The sequence below is a fragment of the Pseudomonas sp. GW821-FHT09C08 genome (assembly GCF_059418125.1).
Genome location: NZ_JBWKPG010000005.1, coordinates 459,139 through 479,147, shown reverse-complemented (window position 1 = coordinate 479,147; position 20,009 = coordinate 459,139). Strand labels below are relative to the sequence as shown.

The 20,009-nt window shown below is 62.4% G+C and carries 17 protein-coding genes; 7 read left to right on the top strand and 10 right to left on the bottom strand.

The window, feature by feature from the left end; translation table 11 throughout:
- Positions 1 to 25: 25 nt before the first annotated feature.
- Positions 26 to 913 carry a LysR family transcriptional regulator gene (locus AC07OJ_RS20095; protein WP_065899615.1) on the bottom strand — a complete coding sequence of 296 codons (888 nt, stop codon included), beginning with the start codon at positions 911 to 913 and terminating at the stop codon, positions 26 to 28.
- Positions 914 to 1,045: 132 nt separating this feature from the next.
- Here AC07OJ_RS20095 and lysM point away from each other — a divergent pair, with 132 nt between their 5' ends.
- Positions 1,046 to 1,486 (top strand): peptidoglycan-binding protein LysM, encoded by a 441-nt coding sequence (gene lysM / locus AC07OJ_RS20090; protein ID WP_106805436.1) that lies wholly within the window; start codon positions 1,046 to 1,048, stop codon positions 1,484 to 1,486.
- Positions 1,487 to 1,594: 108 nt separating this feature from the next.
- Here the strand turns inward: lysM and yrfG are convergent, their stop codons facing one another.
- Positions 1,595 to 2,257, bottom strand: a complete 663-nt coding sequence (gene yrfG / locus AC07OJ_RS20085; RefSeq protein WP_120447393.1) for a GMP/IMP nucleotidase — start codon at positions 2,255 to 2,257, stop codon at positions 1,595 to 1,597.
- 87 nt (positions 2,258 to 2,344) lie between these two features.
- Between yrfG and nudE the strand changes: the two genes are divergently transcribed.
- Positions 2,345 to 2,911 (top strand): ADP compounds hydrolase NudE, encoded by a 567-nt coding sequence (gene nudE, locus AC07OJ_RS20080; protein ID WP_065899618.1) that lies wholly within the window; start codon positions 2,345 to 2,347, stop codon positions 2,909 to 2,911.
- Positions 2,908 to 3,744, top strand: coding sequence for a 3'(2'),5'-bisphosphate nucleotidase CysQ (gene cysQ, locus AC07OJ_RS20075; RefSeq protein WP_065899619.1), 837 nt, complete (start codon positions 2,908 to 2,910; stop codon positions 3,742 to 3,744). The genes nudE and cysQ overlap by 4 nt, the downstream gene beginning before the upstream one ends.
- 532 nt (positions 3,745 to 4,276) lie before the next feature.
- On the opposite strand, the gene AC07OJ_RS20070 is transcribed toward cysQ, so the two are convergent.
- The 7 genes from AC07OJ_RS20070 to rfbB are packed head-to-tail and all read right to left on the bottom strand — an operon-like array spanning position 4,277 to position 11,348.
- Positions 4,277 to 4,732, bottom strand: a complete 456-nt coding sequence (locus AC07OJ_RS20070) for a YiiD C-terminal domain-containing protein (RefSeq protein ID WP_106805433.1) — start codon at positions 4,730 to 4,732, stop codon at positions 4,277 to 4,279.
- Positions 4,733 to 4,758: 26 nt separating this feature from the next.
- On the bottom strand, positions 4,759 to 6,144 hold the full coding sequence (locus tag AC07OJ_RS20065; protein ID WP_065899621.1) for a sigma-54-dependent transcriptional regulator: 1,386 nt from the start codon (positions 6,142 to 6,144) through the stop codon (positions 4,759 to 4,761).
- Complete coding sequence (locus AC07OJ_RS20060) at positions 6,141 to 7,949, bottom strand: sensor histidine kinase (protein ID WP_106805432.1); 1,809 nt, start codon at positions 7,947 to 7,949, stop codon at positions 6,141 to 6,143. Before AC07OJ_RS20060 ends, AC07OJ_RS20065 begins: the two co-directional genes overlap by 4 nt.
- A gap of 36 nt (positions 7,950 to 7,985) precedes the next feature.
- On the bottom strand, positions 7,986 to 8,855 hold the full coding sequence (gene rfbD, locus AC07OJ_RS20055) for a dTDP-4-dehydrorhamnose reductase (RefSeq protein ID WP_495095036.1): 870 nt from the start codon (positions 8,853 to 8,855) through the stop codon (positions 7,986 to 7,988).
- Complete coding sequence (gene rfbC, locus AC07OJ_RS20050; RefSeq protein ID WP_065899624.1) at positions 8,852 to 9,397, bottom strand: dTDP-4-dehydrorhamnose 3,5-epimerase; 546 nt, start codon at positions 9,395 to 9,397, stop codon at positions 8,852 to 8,854. The genes rfbD and rfbC overlap by 4 nt, the downstream gene beginning before the upstream one ends.
- Positions 9,394 to 10,269 (bottom strand): glucose-1-phosphate thymidylyltransferase RfbA, encoded by an 876-nt coding sequence (gene rfbA / locus AC07OJ_RS20045; protein ID WP_065899625.1) that lies wholly within the window; start codon positions 10,267 to 10,269, stop codon positions 9,394 to 9,396. The genes rfbC and rfbA overlap by 4 nt, the downstream gene beginning before the upstream one ends.
- Entirely contained in the window at positions 10,266 to 11,348 is a 1,083-nt protein-coding gene (rfbB, locus tag AC07OJ_RS20040) for a dTDP-glucose 4,6-dehydratase (RefSeq protein ID WP_495095035.1), read from the bottom strand. Before rfbB ends, rfbA begins: the two co-directional genes overlap by 4 nt.
- 148 nt (positions 11,349 to 11,496) lie before the next feature.
- On the opposite strand from rfbB, the gene AC07OJ_RS20035 reads away from it, so the two are divergent.
- From AC07OJ_RS20035 to AC07OJ_RS20025, 3 genes are all read left to right on the top strand, one after another.
- Positions 11,497 to 14,406 (top strand): aminotransferase, encoded by a 2,910-nt coding sequence (locus AC07OJ_RS20035; RefSeq protein ID WP_495095034.1) that lies wholly within the window; start codon positions 11,497 to 11,499, stop codon positions 14,404 to 14,406.
- A 121-nt stretch (positions 14,407 to 14,527) separates the two neighbouring features.
- Positions 14,528 to 15,634: an agmatine deiminase gene (gene aguA / locus AC07OJ_RS20030; protein ID WP_065899628.1), complete on the top strand. Its 1,107-nt coding sequence runs from the start codon at positions 14,528 to 14,530 to the stop codon at positions 15,632 to 15,634.
- A gap of 234 nt (positions 15,635 to 15,868) precedes the next feature.
- Positions 15,869 to 16,087, top strand: a complete 219-nt coding sequence (locus AC07OJ_RS20025; protein WP_065899629.1) for a hypothetical protein — start codon at positions 15,869 to 15,871, stop codon at positions 16,085 to 16,087.
- A 92-nt stretch (positions 16,088 to 16,179) separates the two neighbouring features.
- Here the strand turns inward: AC07OJ_RS20025 and AC07OJ_RS20020 are convergent, their stop codons facing one another.
- Positions 16,180 to 18,267 (bottom strand): TonB-dependent receptor, encoded by a 2,088-nt coding sequence (locus tag AC07OJ_RS20020; protein ID WP_495095033.1) that lies wholly within the window; start codon positions 18,265 to 18,267, stop codon positions 16,180 to 16,182.
- Between the two features lie 408 nt (positions 18,268 to 18,675).
- On the opposite strand from AC07OJ_RS20020, the gene AC07OJ_RS20015 reads away from it, so the two are divergent.
- On the top strand, positions 18,676 to 19,992 hold the full coding sequence (locus AC07OJ_RS20015) for an OprD family porin (RefSeq protein WP_065899631.1): 1,317 nt from the start codon (positions 18,676 to 18,678) through the stop codon (positions 19,990 to 19,992).
- The last annotated feature ends 17 nt before the right edge of the window (positions 19,993 to 20,009 follow it).

Below are 20,009 nucleotides of genomic sequence, written 5' to 3'. Positions count from 1 at the left end.
CTGATCTACCGATAGATGACGTCGATCAAGGCGTTGTTTGCGATTTCTGATACAGCGCGAAACACGCTTCCGCCAGCGCTGAACGCGGCGCGCTGCGGCGCATGATCAGCCCCAGGCGTGCCAGGGTGTGGGCGTCTTCGATCGGTTGCAGGCGCAGATGCTCGGTGAGTGCGTCCAGGCCGCCGTCCAGTGGCATTACGGCGCAACACAGGCCGCCGTGCACAGCTTGTAACAATTGATGGACGGCGTCGGTCTGCAGCAGCGGCTGCGGGTTCAGGTTTCGGCTGTGGAAGTTATGGTCGATGGACTGACGAAAATGCATGCCACTGGTGAGCATGCCCAGGGGCAGCTCGGTCAGGGCCTCCCAGCTCAACGGCGTGTCGCCGAAGCTGAAATAGCGCTGGTCGTAGAGCAGGCCCATGCGGGTTTCACCGAGGGCAAAGGAGTCGAAGCGCTCGGTGTCGAGGCGCTCCAGGTACGACACGCCAAGGTCCAGGCGATTGCTCGCCAGCTGTTCGAGGATCTGTTCGGAACTGAGCGCCGAGAGTTCGAAGCGCAGGCTCGGGTGCTCCTTGTGCAGTTGTTGCATCAAGGCCAGGGGATCGAAGCTCGACAGCGGCACCACACCCAGGCGCAACGTACCGACGAGGTTGCCGCGACAGGCCGCGGCTTCGGCCTGCAAGCCGTCGTAGGCCGCCAGCACCGTACGTGCCCACGCCAGCACGCGTTCACCAGGCGCGGTAAAGCCCTCGAAGCGCTGGCCGCGGTTGACCAGTGGCAAATCCAGCTCTTCTTCCAGGCTGCGCAGGCGCATCGACAAGGTCGGCTGCGTGATGTGGCAGCGCGCAGCCGCCTGGCCGAAGTGACGGGTCTCGTCGAGGGCGATGAGGAATTTGAGTTGCTTGATGTCCATCTTCGCTCCAGGGCTTATTCCAATGGCGGGGGGATTCTAGCGCGTTTGGGTCTGTGGCCGGGCCGGAACCCAAATCCGTCGGACTGGTCTAGTCTTGAGCATCTGGACATCAACTACCAAGGAGAGCGCACCATGAGTCTTTTTAGCTTTGTTAAGGAGGCCGGCGAGAAGCTGGTCAAGCTGCTGACACCAGGCAATGCCAACGCTGGTGAAGATTTGAAAAAGCATATCGAGGATGTCGGGTTGGGTAACCCTAACGTTCACGCTACTGTCGAGGGTGACAAGGTCACGATTTCCGGCGAGGTAGCGACGCAGGAGGAGAAAGAAAAAATCATCCTGGCAGCGGGCAATATCGCCGGTGTTGCCAGCGTCGAGGACCAGATTACAGTTCCCGGTCCTGCCGTGGCGGCAGCCCGTTTCGTCGTGGTGAAAAAGGGCGACACCCTCAGCGCGATTTCCCTGGCGGTGTATGGCAACGCCAACCAGTACAACAAGATTTTCGAGGCCAACAAGCCGCTGTTGTCGCATCCGGACAAAATCTACCCAGGGCAGACGCTGCGTATTCCTGAGTAATACACAACGTAAAAATGTGGGAGGGGGCTTGCCCCCGATAGCGGAGTGTCAGTCGATATCAAGGTGACTGATCCACCGCTATCGGGGGCCAGCCCCCTCCCACATGGTTCAGAGTCCGACAATGAGATCGCGGTAATCACCGACTGCTGCAAATTCAGCCGTGTCCTTCGGCCCCTTCTGGCTATCCGGCTCCTTCACTGCCAGCAAATGCCCCACGCCAAACGCCCGGGCGCTGCGCAGGATCGGCAAGGTGTCGTCGATAAACAGGCTGCGCGCCGGGTCGAAGGCGATGTCGGCTTGCAGGGCGTCCCAGAACTGCGGGTTTTCCTTGGCGAAGCCGTAGTCGTGGGAGCTGATCAATCGCTCGAAATACGGCGCCAGTTCAATGCGTTCCAGCTTCAACGACAGCGAGTCACGATGAGCATTGGTGATCAGGATCACCCGCTTGCCGGCCTGTTTGATCGCCGCCAGGAACGTGTCGGCATCCGGACGCAGGGCGATCAGGTGGGCGGTTTCCAGCTTGAGCTCGCGCACCGGGATATTCAGCTCGGTGCTCCAGAAATCCAGGCAATACCATTGCAACTGTCCGGCGTTACGCTCGAACAGCGGCTGCAATTCCATCTCGGCCATGGCCCGGCTCACTCCGTGCAGCTCGGCGTAACGCTGGGGCAGGTGTTCCATCCAGAAGTGGTTGTCGAAATGCAGGTCGAGCAGCGTGCCGTCCATGTCCAGCAGGACGGTGTCGATGGCGTGCCAGGGCAGAGAGGGCATGGAGTGGTCTCATGTAAGTAAAGATATCCGACACAGACAATCGGAAAAGCCACGGTATAGTAACCCGATCACGCCAAGGAGCCGCTTATGCGCCAGAAACCCACCGTCCTCGCCCGCGAAATAGTCGCCAGTAGCCGTTTGTTCCGCGTGGAGGAAGTGCAATTGCGCTTTTCCAATGGCGTTGAACGGACCTACGAGCGCCTGGTAGGCCGCGGCGCCGGTTACGGCGCGGTGATGATCGTGGCGATGATCGACGACGAGCACGCGTTGCTGGTGGAAGAGTACTGCGGCGGCACGGACGAGTATGAATTGTCGTTGCCCAAGGGCTTGATCGAGCCCGGTGAGGATGTGCTGGCGGCGGCGGACCGCGAGCTCAAGGAAGAAGCGGGCTACGGTGCGCGTCAGCTGGAGCATCTGACCGAGCTGTCGCTGTCGCCTGGCTATATGAGCCAGAAGATCCAGGTGGTGCTGGCCACTGATCTCTACGAAGAACGCCTGGAGGGCGATGAGCCCGAACCAATGCGCGTGGACAGGGTCAACCTGCACGAGCTGTCGCAACTGGCGCAGAACGAGCAATTCAGCGAAGGCCGCGCCCTGGCCGCGCTGTATCTGGTACGAGATTTGTTGATTCAGCGTGGAGCGTTTATCGCATGAGCGAACTGTTTTTAGGCCACCCGTTTATCGCCCCGGTGATTGAGCTGGCTCGCCAGGCGGGTGAAGTGATCCTGCCGTATTGGCGCGCGGATGTGGCGGTGACGTCCAAGGCCGATGATTCGCCAGTGACGGCGGCAGACCTGGCCGCCCATCACCTGATCCTCGCCGGCCTCACGGCCTTGGACCCGAGCATCCCGGTGCTGTCCGAAGAGGATGCCGATATTGACCAGAGCGTGCGCGCTGGTTGGCAGCGCTGGTGGCTGGTGGATCCGTTGGATGGCACCAAGGAGTTTATCGCCGGCAGCGAGGAATTTACCGTCAACGTGGCGTTGATCGAACAGGGCCGCGTGGTGTTTGGCGTAGTGTCCATGCCCACCAGTGGCCGTTGCTACTTTGGTGGCGCGGGCCTCGGTGCCTGGCGCTCGGATGTCAACGAAGCCCCCAAGCAGATCCAGGTGCGTGAGTCGCCGGCCGTGGGCGAGTCCTTCACCGTCGTGGCCAGCCGTCGGCATACCAGCCCCGAGCAGGAGCGTTTGCTGGACGGCTTGAGCGAAGGCTTGGGCGCCTTGAAGCTGGCCAATATCGGCAGCTCGTTGAAGTTCTGCCTGTTGGCCGAGGGCAGCGCCGATTGCTACCCGCGCCTGGCGCCAACGTCACAGTGGGATACCGCAGCCGCCCAGGGCGTACTCGAAGGGGCGGGCGGTGAGGTACTGGAGTTGAGCGGCGAGCCGTTCAGCTACCCGGCGCGGGCCTCATTGTTGAACCCATTCTTCCTGGCATTGCCAGCCAAGGCTGCCTGGCGAGACCGCCTGCTCACCCTGGCGCGTTCCTGAGTCGGTTGGGGATTCAATGTGGGAGCTGGCTCCCACATTCGAACGGCGCCACCTCGGAGGCGCTGGCGGTGGGTCAGCCAACTTAGCCGGTTCTGATCCACCGCCTTCGCGGGCAAGCCCGCTCCCACATTTTTGATCGGTGTGAAGCTTCGCGTTTGGCTGTGCGGTTGAAATTGCCGGGCCTTGCGCCGCAGCAATGGACGACGCATCCCAATGTGGGAGCGGGCTTGCCCGCGAAGGCGGTATGCCAGTCACCGAACATGTTGGCTGATCCACCGCTTTCGCGAGCAAGCCCGCCCCCACATTTTCGATCGGTGTGAAGCTTCGCGTTTGGCTGCGCGGTTGGAATTGCCGGGTTGCACCGCAAGAGCGGACGACGCATCCCCCAATGTGGGAGCGGGCTTGCCCGCGAAGGCGGTATGCCAGTCACCGAACATGTTGGCTGATCCACCGCTTTCGCGAGCAAGCCCGCTCCCACATGGGAACTGCGTCGGGCGCGGGTTCAGGCTAGGCCGCTTCCACGCTGGTGCTTTTAGCGGTGCAGGACGTACTGCCCAGTAAACGCCACCGCGCGCGCCTCACTGCCCTCATTCACAATCCATGTCTCCAGGGTCAAACGCGCTCGGCCATAACGCTTATAGGTGGCGACAAAGCGTTTCCACACCTTTTCTTCCGGCGCTGCGCACATCACCGTCGCATCCTGCGTCACCGGCAGCGGATAGCTGATCTGCCCTTCCTGGATCACGATATGCCCGTCTTCAATGCCTTCCTCGCGCAGCTGCAGGTGCAGCCAACCCCAGCCCGCCAACACCGCGCCACAATAGAGGCTGCCGCCGAACATGGTGCTCTTGTGGTTGATATTGGCCTGCAAGGGCAGGTGCAGCTGCAATTGGCCGTGTTGCCAGTCGAGCACCTTGAGGCCCATTTCCCGGGTGAGGGGAATGTCGTGGTGAAGGATGGATTCCAGGTAACGGCTGTCGCGGCTCATGGGTGCCTCTTGATGGGTGGGCGGGGTCATTCGTCGTCGGTACTGTGGTTGCCGCTGTCGGCGAAGTTCAGGCCGTGTTTACGCAGCTTGTCGTGCAGGGTCTTGCGCGGCACCCCCAGGGCTTCGGCGAGGCTGCGCAGGGAGCTGTGGGGGCGTGTGAGTTCGGCTGCGATCAGGCTCTTCTCGAACTGTTCGACTTGTTCGCTCAGGCCTCCCGGAGTGGAGGTCAGTACACCGGCCGCCGGATTGTCCGGCGTGTTGTCCAGCGCCAGCTCCAGGCCCAGGGCAAAGCGCTCGGCAGCGTTCTGCAGTTCGCGGACATTGCCCGGCCAGCTGTGGCGCAGCAGCAGCGCGCGTTGGCCCGGTTGCAGCTCGTGCAGCGGCAGGCCGTGGCGGCTGCTGGCTTCGTCGGCAAAGTGCTGGAACAGCATCAGCGCATCTTCGCCGCGCTCGCGCAGCGGCGGGATGCGCAACGGCGCGACGTTGAGGCGGTAGTACAAGTCGGCCCGGAAGCGGCCCTGGTCGGCGGACTGGCGCAGGTCTTCCTTGGTGGCGGCGATGATGCGGATATCCAGTGGAATCAGCTGATTGCCGCCCAGGCGCTCGACCACACGCTCCTGCAACAGGCGCAGCAGCTTGACCTGTACATCCAGGCTCATGCTTTCGATTTCGTCGAGGAACAGCGTGCCGCCGTTGGCGAATTCGAACTTGCCGATACGCCGCTTCTGCGCGCCGGTAAAGGCGCCCGGTTCATGGCCGAACAGCTCGCTTTCGACCACCGACTCAGCCAGGGCGCCGGCGTTGATCGCCACAAACGGCCCGCTGCGTCGGCTCGACAAGTCATGCAAGGCGCGCGCGACCACTTCCTTGCCGGCGCCGGTTTCACCGAGGATCAGCACATCGGCCTTGGTCGCCGCCAATGCGCCGATCTGCTCGCGCAGGCGCAGCATTTGCGGGGAGTGGCCGACCAGCCGCGTGCTCAATTGCTGGCGATCACTCAGGGCCAGGCGCAGACTGCGGTTGTCCAGCACCAGGCGGCGCAGGGCCAGGGCGCGGCGCACGCTGTCGAGCAGGGCGTCGCTGGCGAAGGGTTTTTCCAGGAAGTCATAGGCGCCGGCGCGCATGGCCTGCACCGCCAGCGGCACGTCGCCGTGGCCGGTGATCAGCAGTACCGGCAGCTCCGCGTCCTGGCCGTGCAGTTCGGCCAGCAGCTCCAGGCCATCCATGCCGGGCATGCGGATGTCGCTGACCACCACGCCCGGCCAATCGCGGGACAGGCGTGCGGTAAGGCCGGTGGCTTCGCCCAGTGTCAGGACTTTCAGCCCGGCCAGGTCCAGGGTCTGGCACAGGGCCTGACGCAAGTGTGGATCGTCGTCGATCAACACCACCTGAATCTGGTTATCGATACTCATACACTACGGTCCTCGGACGGTTGCAGACTGACGCCCGGCGAGCCGGCACGCAATTTCAAGGTTAACAGCGCGCCGCCTTCCTTGTGGTTGGCGAACAGCAGCTCGCCGCCAAAGGCACGCATCAGGGTGTCACAGATTGCCAGCCCCAGCCCCAGGCCTTGAGTGCGCGTCTTGGTGGTGTAGAACGGCTCGCTGGCGCGGCCCAGGGCTTCCATGCAAAAGCCCGGGCCGTTGTCGCGAATGTACAGGTTGACGCCCTGTTCGGTGGTTTGGGCACTCAGCCAGAGCTTGCGCGGCGGCCCTTTTTCGGTGAGGGCGTCGAGGGCATTGGCCAGCAGGTTGCCCAGTACCTGGCGCAAGCGGGTTTCGCCGGCCTGCACCCACAGGGTCGCTTCCGGCAAATCGCGGATCAACTCGACTTCCATCGACCGCCGCCGCTTGGCCAGCAAGGCCAGTGCGTCGTCCAGCGCCGGCTGCAGCGCCACGCTTTCCGGGGCGTGGCGGTCGCGGCGGGCAAAGGCGCGCAGGTGCGCGATGATCGAGGCCATGCGCCCGGTCAGTTCGCTGATCAGCTTGAGGTTGCCCCGCGCATCACTGGTGCGCTCGTGGTCGAGCAGGATCTCGGCGTTTTCCGCGTAGCTGCGGATCGCCGCCAGGGGCTGATTGAGTTCGTGGCTGATGCTCGCCGACATGGTGCCCAAAGCCGACAGTTTGCCGGCCTGCACCAGGTCATCCTGGGCGCGCACCAGTTCCTGCTGGGCGTGTTCGCGTTCGAGCACTTCCTGCTTCAAGCGGCGGTTGAGGCCTTCGAGGTCGCTGGTCCGCTCGACCACGCGCATTTCCAGCTCACGACGGGCCTTGGCTTCGAAGGCGATGCGGTCCAGATAGTGGCGGCGGCGCTGCATCATCAGGCCGAGCAACAGCATCAACACCAGCAGCGTGGCGCCCCCCACCGCAACCACTGTGCGCACCGGGCGGTTGATCAGCGAGCGCGGCGCCAGGATCTCCACGTTCCAGCCGGTCTCGGCGATGGCTGTGGATTGGCGCAGCCATGCCGTGGAACTCAGTGCCAATGGCTGCGGGTCGCGGGTCGGGTAGGGCTGGATGGCGATGATGGCCTGGCGTTCTTCGGCGGTCAGTGGCCGAGTGGCACGGAAGCGCCATTGCGGGCGCGAGGTCAGGATCACCACGCCATTGTGATCGGTGACCAGCAGTTGTTCCGGGGTATTGCCCCACAGGCTCTCGGTGTGGTCCAGGTCGACCTTGACCACCAGCACGCCGATGATGGTGGCGCCATCGCGCACGGCGGCGGCGAAAAAGTAACCGCGTTTGGCCGAGGTGGTGCCCAGGCCGAAGAAGCGCCCCAGGCGCCCGGCCATGGCTTCGCTGAAGTAGGGGCGGAAAGAGAAATTGCGGCCGACGAAACTGTCTTGTTTGTCCCAGTTGGACGCGGCGAGGGTCTTGCCGGTGGTGTCCATCAGGTACATCACTTCCACCCCGGCCTGGGCCGCGACGTCCTTGAGCAGCAGGTTGGCGTTGACCAGGTTGGTGCTCACCTGCGGCGCATCCAGGGCCGTGCGCAGGGCCGGCAAGTCACCGAGAATCTGCGGCAGCACTTCATAGCGATGCAGCGTGCCCAGCAGGTTGGCCACGTACAGGTCGAGGGTCTGGCGGTTCTGCCCGGCCAGTTCACTGCGGTAATAGCGCTCGGCCAAGTGCTCCAGCGGCCACAGCAGCGGCGCCAGGCACAACGCCAACAGGGCGAGGCTGCGCCAGCGGGGTCTTCGCGGAAGGGGTGGGTTCATGGGAGTCGTGCGCCTGTGGGTACAGGCGCATTATGCCTAGTGCTGCCTTGCAAGACACTCGCGCAATGCGTCTTGCCACTGCGGCTGGCTGACCTGCCATTGTTGCTGCAGGCGACTGCAATCCAGGCGTGAGTTCAGCGGGCGCTTGGCGGGCGTCGGGTAGGCGCTGGAGGGAATCGCCTCCAGCTCGGCACAGGCTGTGCCGCCGGCGCGCAGCTGCTCGGCGATCGCCGCGGCGAAGTCGAACCAAGAGGTCTCGCCTTGGGCGGTCAGGTGGTAGATCCCCCATTCACCGGCCTTGCCGGCCTGCCAACGGTCGATCAAGGCACGGGTGCTGTTGGCGATCGTGCCGGCCCAGGTCGGCGCACCGATTTGGTCGGCGACGATACGCAGGTGCGGTTTTTCCTGCAGCAGGCGTTGCATGGTCAGCAGGAAATTCTTGCCGTGGTTGGAGTAGACCCAACTGGTGCGCAGGATCAGGTACTCACCCCCCACGGCGGCAATCGCCTGCTCACCCGCCAGCTTGCTCTGGCCGTAGACGCCCAGGGGGTTCGGTGTGTCGGCTTCGGTGTAGGGCGCGGGTTTGTTGCCGTCAAACACGTAGTCGGTGGAGTAGTGGATCAACGGGATGCCCAGGGCCTCGGCTTCCTCGGCGAGGACGCCGGGGGCAATCGCGTTGATGGCGAAGGCGACGTCTGCTTCGCTTTCGGCTTGATCGACCGCAGTGTGGGCCGCGGCATTGATGATCAGGTCGGGGCGCTGGGCACGGACCTGCTGGCGGATCTGGTCGACGTCAGCCAGGTCGAGCTGATCGCGGCCCAGCACGATGAGTTCGCCGAGATCCTGCAGCCGCTGTTGCAGCGCCAGGGAGACTTGGCCGTGTTGGCCGGTGATGAGGATTTTCATGGGAACAGGTCGGCTTCCATCAGTCGTTTGCCTGCCTGGTCCTTGGCAGACAGTTGCGGCGGTGCAGTGAGTTCCCAGTCGATGGCCAGTGCCGGGTCATTCCACAGGATGCTGCGCTCGGCGCTCGGCTGGTAATAGTCGGTGGTCTTGTACAGAAATTCGGCGTAATCGCTGAGTACCACAAACCCATGGGCGAAGCCTTCCGGTATCCACAGCTGGCGATTGTTCTGCGCCGACAACCGAACCCCCACCCACTGGCCGAAGTTCGGCGAGCTGCGGCGAATGTCGACGGCCACGTCCAATACTTCACCGGCGGTCACGCGCACCAGCTTGCCCTGGGTGTGTTCGAGTTGATAGTGCAGGCCGCGCAGCACGCCTTTTTGTGAGCGTGAATGGTTGTCCTGGACAAAGTTGCGCTGCAGCCCGGTGGCGTGTTCAAAAGCCCGGGCGTTGAAGCTTTCGTAGAAAAAACCGCGCTCATCACCGAACACTTTGGGTTCGATGATCAGCACGCCTGGCAATGAGGTTTCAATGACGTTCACTGGTTGTCTCCGGCCAGTGAGTAGAGGTATTGGCCGTAGCCGGTCTTGCCGAAGTATTTGGCGCGTTCGAGCAGGTGGTCGCGATCGATCCAGCCGTTGCCGTAGGCAATCTCTTCGAGACAGGCGACTTTCAGGCCCTGGCGGCGCTCGATGGTCTGCACGTACTGCGAGGCGTCGAGCAGGCTGTCGTGGGTGCCCGTGTCGAGCCAGGCGAAGCCTCGGCCGAAACGTTCCACTTGCAAGTCACCCCGGTGCAGGTAGGCGTTGTTGACGTCGGTGATCTCCAATTCGCCGCGAGCCGAGGGCTTCACCGCCTTGGCGATATTGACCACATCGTTATCGTAGAAATACAGGCCGGTCACCGCGTAACTGGATTTCGGTACCGCCGGCTTTTCTTCGATGGACAGGGCACGGCCTTCGCTGTCGAAGTCGATCACGCCAAAGCGCTCCGGGTCTTTGACCCAATAGCCGAACACCGTGGCGCCCTTGCCGCGTTTGACGGCCGCGTGCAGCTGCTCGCTGAAGCGCTGACCATGGAAAATGTTGTCACCCAGGATCAAGCACACCGGGTCGCTGCCTATGAACTGCTCGCCAATCAGGAAGGCTTGCGCCAGGCCATCCGGGGTCGGCTGTTCGGCGTAGCTGAATGTCACGCCGAACTGGCTGCCGTCACCCAGCAGATTGCGGTACTGCGGCAGGTCCGCCGGGGTGGAAATCACCAGGATTTCCTTGATCCCTGCGAGCATCAGCACCGAGATCGGGTAATAGATCATCGGCTTGTCATACACCGGTAGCAATTGCTTGGACACACCCAGGGTGATGGGGTGCAGGCGCGTGCCGGAGCCGCCGGCCAATACGATTCCTTTCATCATGCGATCAGATCCCTCATGTCGGTGTTGCCCAATCGTTGACCCTGATAACTGCCGTCCTGGACCCTGCGGCACCATTCCAGATTATCCAGGTACCACTGCACGGTTTTGCGTAGACCGGTTTCAAAGGTTTCCAAAGGCACCCAGCCCAATTCGCGTTCGATCTTGCTGGCATCAATGGCGTAGCGTTGATCGTGCCCTGGGCGGTCCTTTACGAATGTGATCAGGTCGGCGTATTGCTCGACGCCGTCCGGGTGCTGCGGCGCCAGCTCTTCCAACAGGGCGCAGATGCTGCGAACCACGCTGATGTTCTGCTGCTCGTTGTGCCCGCCGATGTTGTAGGTCTCGCCGACGGCGCCTTCGGTGACCACCTTGAGCAGCGCCCGCGCGTGGTCTTCGACGAACAGCCAGTCGCGCACCTGCAAACCATCACCATAGACCGGCAATGGCTTGCCCGCGAGCGCGTTGAGGATCACCAGCGGGATCAACTTCTCGGGGAAATGGAACGGGCCGTAATTGTTCGAGCAGTTGGTCAGCAGTACCGGCAGGCCGTAGGTGCGCTGCCAGGCTCGCACCAGGTGGTCCGAAGCCGCTTTACTGGCGGAGTAAGGCGAACTCGGCGCATAGGGGGTGGTTTCGGTGAACAGGTCGTCCACGCCATGCAGGTCGCCGTACACTTCGTCAGTGGAAATGTGGTGGAAGCGAAACGCGCTTTTGTCTGCGGTCTCGAGTGTTTGCCAGTAGCCCCGGGCGGCCTCCAGCAGGCTGTAGGTGCCGACGATGTTGGTCTGGATAAAGTCCGATGGACCGTCAATCGAACGGTCGACATGCGACTCGGCGGCCAAGTGCATGATCGCCTGGGGCTCAAAGCGCGCCAATACGGCGCTGACGGTGGCCTGGTCGATGATGTCGGCCTGAACGAACTCATAGCGGCTGTTGGACGCGATACTGGTCAGCGACTCCAGGTTGCCGGCGTAGGTGAGTTTGTCCAGGTTGAGCACTTCGTGCTCGGTGTGCTGAATCAGGTGACGTACCAAAGCAGAACCGATAAAACCGGCGCCACCGGTAATGAGAATGCGCATGTCGGGGGCCCTTTTCCTTAGACGGACGATTAGCGAATGGAGCATAGCCTGTGTTGTGGCGCTGGACAGGGCGGTATGTGTCCGGGGGTTGCGTAAGCCCCCTGAACAATGGCGATATACACCCCTGAAAAAAAACCGAGGCCACCCCATGTTGCTCGCCACGTTGATTCATCGCGCCAGTCTACCCTGCCCGCAAGTAGGCCCCGATCAGGCGGCGCAGTTGCTTGAGCAACATTACGGCCTCGCGGGCACATTGCAGTCACTGGGCAGCCAACAGGACCTCAACTACAAGGTCGACAGCCCGCGCGGGCGCTTTGTTCTGAAAATCTGCCGGGGCGACTACGCCGCTGTGGAATTGCACGCCCAGCACGCGGCCTTCAACAGCTTGCAGGCGCAAGCCGGCCTGCGTGTACCCAAGGTCATCCCGGCCTTGAGCGGCGACGAACTGCTGAGCGTCAACCTCGACGGGCAAACCCTGCATGTTCGTCTGCTGGATTATATCGACGGGCAGCCGTTGACCCACCTGCCTCACCTGGGGCGTGAGGTGATCGCGGGCTTCGGCAACCTGTGCGGCCGTATGAGCCTGGCCCTCGCGTCTTTTGCCCACCCGGGCCTGGAACGCACCCTGCAATGGGACCCGCGCCATGCACGGGAACTGATCACCCACCTGCTGGCCAGCCTGGAAAACCTGCCGCATCGCGCGGCCCTGGAGCAGGTGGCCGAGCAGGTCGAGCAACGCATCCGGCCCTTGGCCGAGCGCTTGCCGTGGCAAGCGGTGCACATGGATATCACCGATGACAACGTGGTCTGGCAGCGCGATGCCCAGCGCCGTTGGCAAGTCCAGGGCGTGATCGATTTCGGCGACCTGGTGCACACCTGGCGCATCGCCGACCTGTCCGTGACCTGCGCCGCCCTGTTGCACCATGCCGAGGGCGACCCGTTTGCGATCTTGCCGGCGATCCAGGCTTGCCATGCCGTGACACCGCTGCAGCTCGAAGAATTGCAGGTGCTGTGGCCGTTGATCGTCGCCCGCGCGGCCGTGCTGGTACTCAGCAGCGAGCAGCAGCAACGCCTGGATCCGGATAACAGTTACCTGTTGAAAAACGCCGAGCACGAGTGGGAAATCTTCCATGTGGCGACATCGGTGCCGTTCGAGTTGATGGAAGCGGCGATTCTCAGCAGCGTCGGGCAGGCGCCAGCAGCGCTGGTCAGCCAAGGCTTCGCGCCGTTGTTGCCTGGGCTGGTGGGGCGCGAGTTTGCGCTGATCGACCTGGGCGTGCTCAGCGCGCATTTCGAGGCGGGCAACTGGGAACATGCCGGCGCCGATCAACGTTTGCTGCAGGACGCGGCCGCCGTGCATGGCCTGGCGGCCAGTCGTTATGGGCAGTACCGTTTGTCACGGACTCAGCCTGACAGTGCCCATGAGCCGCAGACGTTCCCATTGCACGTCGAGCTGCACGTGCCCCAGGGTACCTCCGTCGAAGCGCCGTTTGCGGGCACTGTGCACCTGGGCGCCAAGGGCGAACTGCGTGTGCACAGCGGTGAAGCCAACGTGCGGTTGTGGGGTGTCAAGGCGTCGCTGCGGCCGGGCGCTGCGGTGCTCAAGGGCCAGGTCATCGGCGAAGTCGAAGGCCCGCTCACCGTGCAACTGTGCCGCACCGAGCTGCCGGCGCCGTTGTTCTGCACGCCCTCACGCGCGCAGGCGTGGCAGGTGCTGTGCCCCTCGCCGGCCGCGCTGCTGGGGCTGGCTTGCGATGCCGAGCCCGAGCTGGACCCCGAGGCCCTGCTGGCGCGCCGCGATGCCAGCTTCGCCCGCTCGCAGAAACACTATTACGCCGATCCGCCGCGTATCGAGCGCGGCTGGCGCAACCACCTGATCGACATGCAGGGTCGCTCCTACCTGGACATGCTCAACAACGTGGCGGTGCTCGGCCACGGCCACCCGCGCATGGCCCAGGTGGCGGCGCGCCAGTGGTCGCTGCTCAACACCAACTCGCGCTTCCATTACGCGGCAATTGCCGAGTTTTCCGAGCGCTTGCTGGCGCTGGCGCCGGCGGGCATGGACCGGGTGTTCCTGGTCAACAGCGGCACCGAAGCCAACGACCTGGCGATCCGCCTGGCCTGGGCCTACAGCGGCGGGCGCGACATGCTCAGCGTGCTGGAGGCGTACCACGGCTGGTCGGTGGCAGCGGATGCGGTCTCGACTTCGATTGCCGACAACCCCCAGGCCTTGAGCAGCCGCCCGGAGTGGGTGCACCCGGTGACCGCGCCCAATACCTATCGCGGCGAGTTCCGCGGGCAGGACAGCGCTCCGGACTATGTACGAAGCGTGGAACACAACCTGGCGAAAATCGCCGCGAGCAAACGTCAATTGGCGGGTTTCATCTGCGAGCCGGTGTACGGCAATGCCGGTGGCATCTCGCTGCCGCCTGGTTATCTGCAGCAGGTGTATGCATTGGTGCGCGCTCAGGGCGGCGTGTGCATCGCCGATGAAGTGCAGGTCGGTTATGGCCGCATGGGCCACTTTTTCTGGGGCTTTGAAGAGCAGGGCGTGGTGCCGGACATCATCACCATGGCCAAAGGCATGGGCAATGGCCAGCCGCTGGGGGCGGTGATCACCCGCCGCGAAATCGCCGAGGCGCTGGAGGCTGAGGGCTATTTCTTCTCATCCTCCGGTGGCAGCCCGGTCAGTTGCCGCATCGGCATGGCAGTGCTGGATGTGATGGAGGAAGAAAAGCTGTGGGAAAACGCCCAAGTGGTCGGCGGGCATTTCAAGGCGCGTTTGGAGGCATTGATCGACCGGCACCCGTTGGTCGGTGCCGTTCACGGCTCGGGTTTCTACCTGGGCCTGGAGCTGGTGCGCGACCGCCACACCCTGGAACCCGCCACCGAAGAAACCGCGCTGCTCTGCGAGCGCCTGCGCGAGCTGGGGATTTTCATGCAGCCTACCGGTGATTACTTGAACATCCTCAAGATCAAGCCGCCGATGGTCACCTCCCGCCGCAGCGTGGATTTCTTCGTCGATATGCTATCGAAGGTGCTGGATGAGCTTGTGTAGCTAGTCGATTGTTATCGGCTATTTATTGTCATATTTATCCACTATGATCGCAGATCGCTTTTAAAGCCGATTTTTATCCGTTATAAAGTCGGCCTTCACCCCATTCGGAGTCCTGAACGCCATGACCACCCTGCACAGCACACCCCGCGCCGATGGCTTCTACATGCCCGCCGAATGGGCGCCACAGACCCAGACCTGGATGATCTGGCCAGAACGCCCGGACAACTGGCGCCTGGGCGGCAAGCCAGCGCAGGCGGCGCACGTCGCGGTGGCCAAGGCCATTGCGCGCTTTGAACCGGTGACCGTGGCGGTGTCCGCCGGCCAGTACGAAAACGCCCGCGCCCGCCTGGATGTGCCGAATATCCGCGTGGTGGAAATGTCCAGTGACGATGCCTGGGTACGTGACACCGGCCCGACCTTCGTGATCAACAACAGCGGCGAAGTGCGCGGCGTGAACTGGGACTTCAACGCCTGGGGCGGTTTTGACGGCGGCCTGTATTCGCCGTGGAACCGCGACTCGCAGGTGGGCGGCAAGATCCTCGAAATCGAGCGCGCGCCGCGCTACCGCACCGAAGGCTTTGTGCTCGAAGGCGGCTCGATCCACGTCGACGGCGAAGGCACCTTGATCACCACCGAGGAGTGCCTGCTCAACCGCAATCGCAACCCGCACCTGGACCGTGGCGAGATCGAGGCGGTGCTGAGCGCCAATCTGGCTGTGGATAAGATTATCTGGTTGCCGGACGGCCTGTTCAACGACGAAACCGATGGGCATGTGGATAACTTCTGCTGCTACGTGCGCCCGGGTGAAGTGCTGCTGGCCTGGACCGACGACCCGCAAGACCCGAACTACGCGCGCTGCCATGCCGCCCTCGACGTCCTGCAAAGCAGCACTGATGCTAAGGGACGCGCGTTCACAGTGCACAAAATGCCGATCCCGGGGCCGCTGTACGCCACCGAGGAAGAATGCGCCGGCGTGGACCCGGTGGACGGTACCCAGGAGCGCAACCCGAGCGTGCGGCTGGCGGGTTCCTATGTGAACTTCCTGATCGTCAACGGCGGCATTATCGCGCCGAGCTTCGACGATCCGCTGGACAGCCAGGCCAAGGCGATCCTGCAGCAGCTGTTCCCACAGCACGAAGTGGTGATGGTGCCGGGCCGTGAACTGTTACTGGGCGGCGGCAATATCCATTGCCTGACCCAACAACAGCCAGCCCCGCACAAAAACTGAGTGCAGTTGTAACAGCATTCGAGCGATGACCGGGCGCTAGCCGGTTTCAGCGCTTTGAGCAAGCCCGCGGCCCAGCAAGGTCGCGGGCTTTTTTGTGTCCATATGCCTATAAACACGGGACATTGGCATAGCTCTTGTATCGGTGTTGTCACAGTGGCCCAGGGTGATGACTGCGCAGTTCTGTCATAAACCTTGAGTAAGTTAGCCGCTCACGCAGTAGGAGAGAGCGCTGAAATGAATGCCGATATCAACCTGATGTACACGCGCACCTTCCACCCTTTGCGGGTCAACGGTGACGCGATCCATGCGCTGGCGCTCTGGTTGAAGGAAAACGGTTCGCGACAGATCCGGCAGCAGCCTGACTTGCGCAGCGTGATGAGTGAACGCTACCCGGCGGGGTTGTTCAGTGAGGAAGAAGTGCACGCGCTGTGTGAATTGATCGCACCCTTGTAGGAACCGGCTCGCCGGCGGCGACGGCCTTGGGCCTGCGCTGATCTCGCCGACGCTATCGTCGGCAAGCCGGCTCCTGCAGGTGGAGGGGGAATTTAGAAGCTGTAGGTGCCTGTGACCACCAGGCTGCGTGGCTCGCCTGGCTGGATCTGCGCCACGCTGGTCGCCGAGGCGTAGTAGGTTTTATCGGCGATGTTATTCAGCGCCGCGCGCAGGTCCCATTCCTTTTGACGGAACCCGGCCAATGCGTCCCAGCGACCATAACCTGGCATGACCACGGTGTTGAGGCTGTCGGCATAACGGTCGCCCACCAGGGTCAGCCCGGTTTCCGCGTACCAACCCATTTCCGGTTTCCAGGTGAGGAACAGGCTGGCATTGCGCTTGGCGACGTCGCTGACGCGCTTGCCTTCAAAGCCGTTGTTGTCCTTCACGACCGTAGCATCCTGCAAGCCGATGCCGCCGCGCACAGACCAATTGCCGACAATCTTGCCAGTGGCGGTCAGTTCCACGCCACGCGAGCGCTGCAGGCCGCTGAGCAAGGTGATGGTGCGGTCCAGCGGGTCGCTGGTGCGGCGGTTGTAGAGTTCCAGTTCGTACACGGCGAGGGTGGTGCTGAGACGGTCGTCGAGCCAGTCGCTCTTGACCCCGATTTCCTTCTGCTTGGTCAGTTCGGGGCTCAGGTCGTTGACGCTGCCGGCGGCGTTCGGGGTGATGCCGATCACGCCGCCCCCCGCCGGGGAAAAGGTTTTGCTCCACGAGGCGTAGAACGAGTGATGTTCCAGCGGCGTCCAGACCACACCGAAGCGCGGGCTGGTGCTGTGGCTTTCGACCGCTTGCCGGGTGTTGAGCAGCTTGTTCTTGGTGTCCACTTCAAATCGGTCGTAGCGCAGGCCAGCGAGCAATTGCCACTGATCATTCAGGCGCAGTTGGTCCTGTACGTATACGGCGCGGCTGTCGACTTCAGTGTGATTGTTGCTCGACACGCTCATTCGCCCGGTGTGGCTCAGGTGGCGATTCGGCTGGTTGAGGTCCAGGCTCGGCACGGCCTGCCCGCCACGGTTGACGGCTGTCGCGGTGTACAGCTTGGGATCGCGACGCTGGCTGCCCAGCTCAAGGCCGCTGAGCAGGCGATGCTCCAGGCCGAAGGTGCTGAAGCCACCTTCGAGCTCAAGGTTGTTGAAGATATTCAGGGTGGTCAGGTCCTGCTGCCAGCGCTGGCGTGTGACGCTGTTAGTCGCAGGCGCGTAGGCGGTCTGGTAAGTGTTGTCGAAATCGCTGTCGAGCTTGAATACGCCCAACGTCTGGCGCAGTTGCCAATTGTCATTCAGTTCGTAGGCCAGCTTGGAGCGCAGCGACTGGGTCTTGTCGTCGATGTAGTCGCGGCTGTCAAAGTAGGTGGTGCCGCGGCTCACATCCGCCGGGCGGCCGTTGACGCCGGGGATGCCACGGTCCGGCGTGCGGTTGTAGCGGCTGTATTCGTATTGCACCAGCCAGTTCAGGTCCGGGGTCAGTTGCCAGCTCATGGACGGTGCGAACAACTGGCGATTGCCGCTGACGCCATCGCGAAAGCTGTTGTTGTCCTGGTTGCCCATGTTCAGGCGCAGGCTGAGGGTGTCGCTGGGGTCGGCGCTGAGATCGGCATACAGGCTGCGCAAATCATTGCTGCCGCCCTGGGCCTCGATGCTCGAGGCGTGGCCGGCGATGGGCAGTTTGCTCACGCGGTTGACGATCCCTCCCTGACCGCCTCGCCCGTAAAGTACGGCTGCTGGCCCCTTGAGCACTTCGATGCGCTCGATGTTATGCAGGTCGCGCACGTATTGGCTGTCGTCGCGAATGCCATCCAGATAGAAGTCATTGCTCGCGTCGAAGCCACGGATGCGCAAACTGTCGAAACGTGTGTCGGCGCCGCTGCTCACGTTGGGGATGCCGCTCAACGCCTGGCCGAGGTCATTGGTGCCGTAGGCGCGCAGGGTTTCGGTCTTTACCGAGTCGATCGCCTGGGGCACATAACGCACCGCAGTGGCGGTGCGGGTAGCGGTGGTGGTTTCCCTGACGCGGGGATCGTCTTCGTCGGCGTCGGCGCTGATCGAGGTTTCGGGCAGGGTGGTCGCCGCACTGGCAAAACCGGCAGACAGCAGAACAGAGAGCCCAAGGGTGAGGGGCATCAGGCGTGGGGCTGGCATGGGGAAATGTATCCGAATTGTTAGGGAGGAAATTGCGCGTTAATGGTAATGCTTTGCATTTGCGCGCGTTATCTATTCCCAAATGTATCGGCTTTGAAATATGTTGCTAAATGTGTTTCAGAGGTCGCCAAAGGCGATTTTTTGTCGTTTCCAGAGCGGCAATAGGCCTTTGCTTAGAATTATTTCGCCTAAATACAGACGATTCACGAAATTGACACATAGTTCAACGCGCGACTAGGATTGCGCCCAACGCCTGTGGCTAACCGCCATGACTCATCCAATAAAAAAGGCCCGCGGCAGTTAAGTCGTCCGCGGGCTTTCTTTTTTCCTGGAAAAGTCGACACCAGAAAAGCGACACGGAGCCTGGTGTCACAGCGCGTACTCAACCAGTAATAAGGAATATAAGAAATGTTGAAGCAACGGATGGGTCTGATCGCTCTGGGGATTTTGAGCGCCACTCAGGCAATGGCCAACGACCAGGAGCAATCCAAGGGTTTTGTTGAAGACAGCCACCTGAACATCGCAGCACGTAACGCCTACATCAGCCGTGACTACAAGAACGGCAAGCAAGACAAAGCCGAGTGGGGCCAAGGCTTCATCGGTAAGTTGGAGTCCGGCTTCACCCAAGGCACCGTCGGTGTGGGTGTGGACGTCATCGGCCAATACGCTATCCGTCTGGACGGTGGTAAAGGTCGCGCCGGCGCGGGCGGCATCGACTTCTTCAAGCAGGGCAATGGCACCACCAACCCTGATGGCAGCAACAACCCAGGCTCGGCACCGCACGACCTGGCCAAAGGCGGCGCTGCCGTGAAGTTCCGCGTTTCCAACACCGTGCTCAAGTACGGTGATCAGTTCCCGGCCGTGCCTGTACTGCAGTACGACAACTCCCGTCTGTTGTCGGAAACCTACACCGGTACGTCGATCGTTTCCAAAGAGATCGCCGGTCTGCAACTGGACGCAGGTCACTTCACCAAAGAAGCGCGCAAGAGCATGGAAGGCACCGACAGCGGTCGCCTGAAAAGCATCGACTACATCGGTGGTAGCTACAAATTCACCGAAAGCCTGTCGGCTGCACTCTACGCTTCCGACATGCAGGACGTGCTGAAGAAGCAATACGTCAACGTCAACTACGTGCTGGCCCTGCCAGAGAAGCAGTCGCTGACCTTTGACTTCAACGGCTACAAAACCAAGCTGGACAAGAGCTTCGCCCTGGAAAACCAGAAAGACGAAGACGCTCGCGACAACAAAATCTGGAGCTTGGGCGCCACGTGGGCTGTCGGCCCGCACAGCTTCACCCTTGCTCACCAGCGCAGCACCGGCGACACCGGCTACCTGTATGGCGGCTACCGCAACGCTGGCGGCATCGGCGACGGCGGCAACACCATCCTGCTGGCCAACTCCTACTGGTCCGACTTCAACGGCAAGGACGAGCGTTCGTGGCAAGCAGCCTACGGTATCGACTTCGCTACCTTCGGCGTGCCTGGCCTGAGCTACAACGTTGCCTACGTGCGCGGTACCAACATTGACGACGGTTCCAACCGCGGCAATGGCACCGAGCGTGAAATCTTCAACCAGTTCAAATACGTCGTTCAGAGCGGCCCGGCCAAAGACCTGAGCCTGCGTGCGCGTGCGTCCTGGTTGCGTGTTTCCAGCAACGCCGACCAGTACAACGTAGGCGGTAACGAAATCCGTCTGTTCGCCGACTACCCGATCAACGTTTTCTAATTGATCTGGCGTCGCGC

Bases quoted from the DNA above. Each gene is read 5' to 3' on its own strand.
- rfbB (WP_495095035.1), bottom strand. From the start codon at position 11,348: ATGCGCATTCTCATTACCGGTGGCGCCGGTTTTATCGGTTCTGCTTTG.
- AC07OJ_RS20070 (WP_106805433.1), bottom strand. From the start codon at position 4,732: ATGAGCCGCGACAGCCGTTACCTGGAATCCATCCTTCACCACGACATT.
- AC07OJ_RS20065 (WP_065899621.1), bottom strand. From the start codon at position 6,144: ATGAGTATCGATAACCAGATTCAGGTGGTGTTGATCGACGACGATCCA.
- rfbD (WP_495095036.1), bottom strand. From the start codon at position 8,855: ATGAAAATCCTCATCACCGGCCAACACGGCCAAGTCTCCCTGGCGCTG.
- rfbA (WP_065899625.1), bottom strand. From the start codon at position 10,269: ATGATGAAAGGAATCGTATTGGCCGGCGGCTCCGGCACGCGCCTGCAC.
- nudE (WP_065899618.1), top strand. From the start codon at position 2,345: ATGCGCCAGAAACCCACCGTCCTCGCCCGCGAAATAGTCGCCAGTAGC.
- lysM (WP_106805436.1), top strand. From the start codon at position 1,046: ATGAGTCTTTTTAGCTTTGTTAAGGAGGCCGGCGAGAAGCTGGTCAAG.
- AC07OJ_RS20035 (WP_495095034.1), top strand. From the start codon at position 11,497: ATGTTGCTCGCCACGTTGATTCATCGCGCCAGTCTACCCTGCCCGCAA.
- AC07OJ_RS20020 (WP_495095033.1), bottom strand. From the start codon at position 18,267: ATGCCAGCCCCACGCCTGATGCCCCTCACCCTTGGGCTCTCTGTTCTG.
- AC07OJ_RS20015 (WP_065899631.1), top strand. From the start codon at position 18,676: ATGTTGAAGCAACGGATGGGTCTGATCGCTCTGGGGATTTTGAGCGCC.
- AC07OJ_RS20095 (WP_065899615.1), bottom strand. From the start codon at position 913: ATGGACATCAAGCAACTCAAATTCCTCATCGCCCTCGACGAGACCCGT.
- yrfG (WP_120447393.1), bottom strand. From the start codon at position 2,257: ATGCCCTCTCTGCCCTGGCACGCCATCGACACCGTCCTGCTGGACATG.
- AC07OJ_RS20060 (WP_106805432.1), bottom strand. From the start codon at position 7,949: ATGAACCCACCCCTTCCGCGAAGACCCCGCTGGCGCAGCCTCGCCCTG.
- cysQ (WP_065899619.1), top strand. From the start codon at position 2,908: ATGAGCGAACTGTTTTTAGGCCACCCGTTTATCGCCCCGGTGATTGAG.
- AC07OJ_RS20025 (WP_065899629.1), top strand. From the start codon at position 15,869: ATGAATGCCGATATCAACCTGATGTACACGCGCACCTTCCACCCTTTG.
- aguA (WP_065899628.1), top strand. From the start codon at position 14,528: ATGACCACCCTGCACAGCACACCCCGCGCCGATGGCTTCTACATGCCC.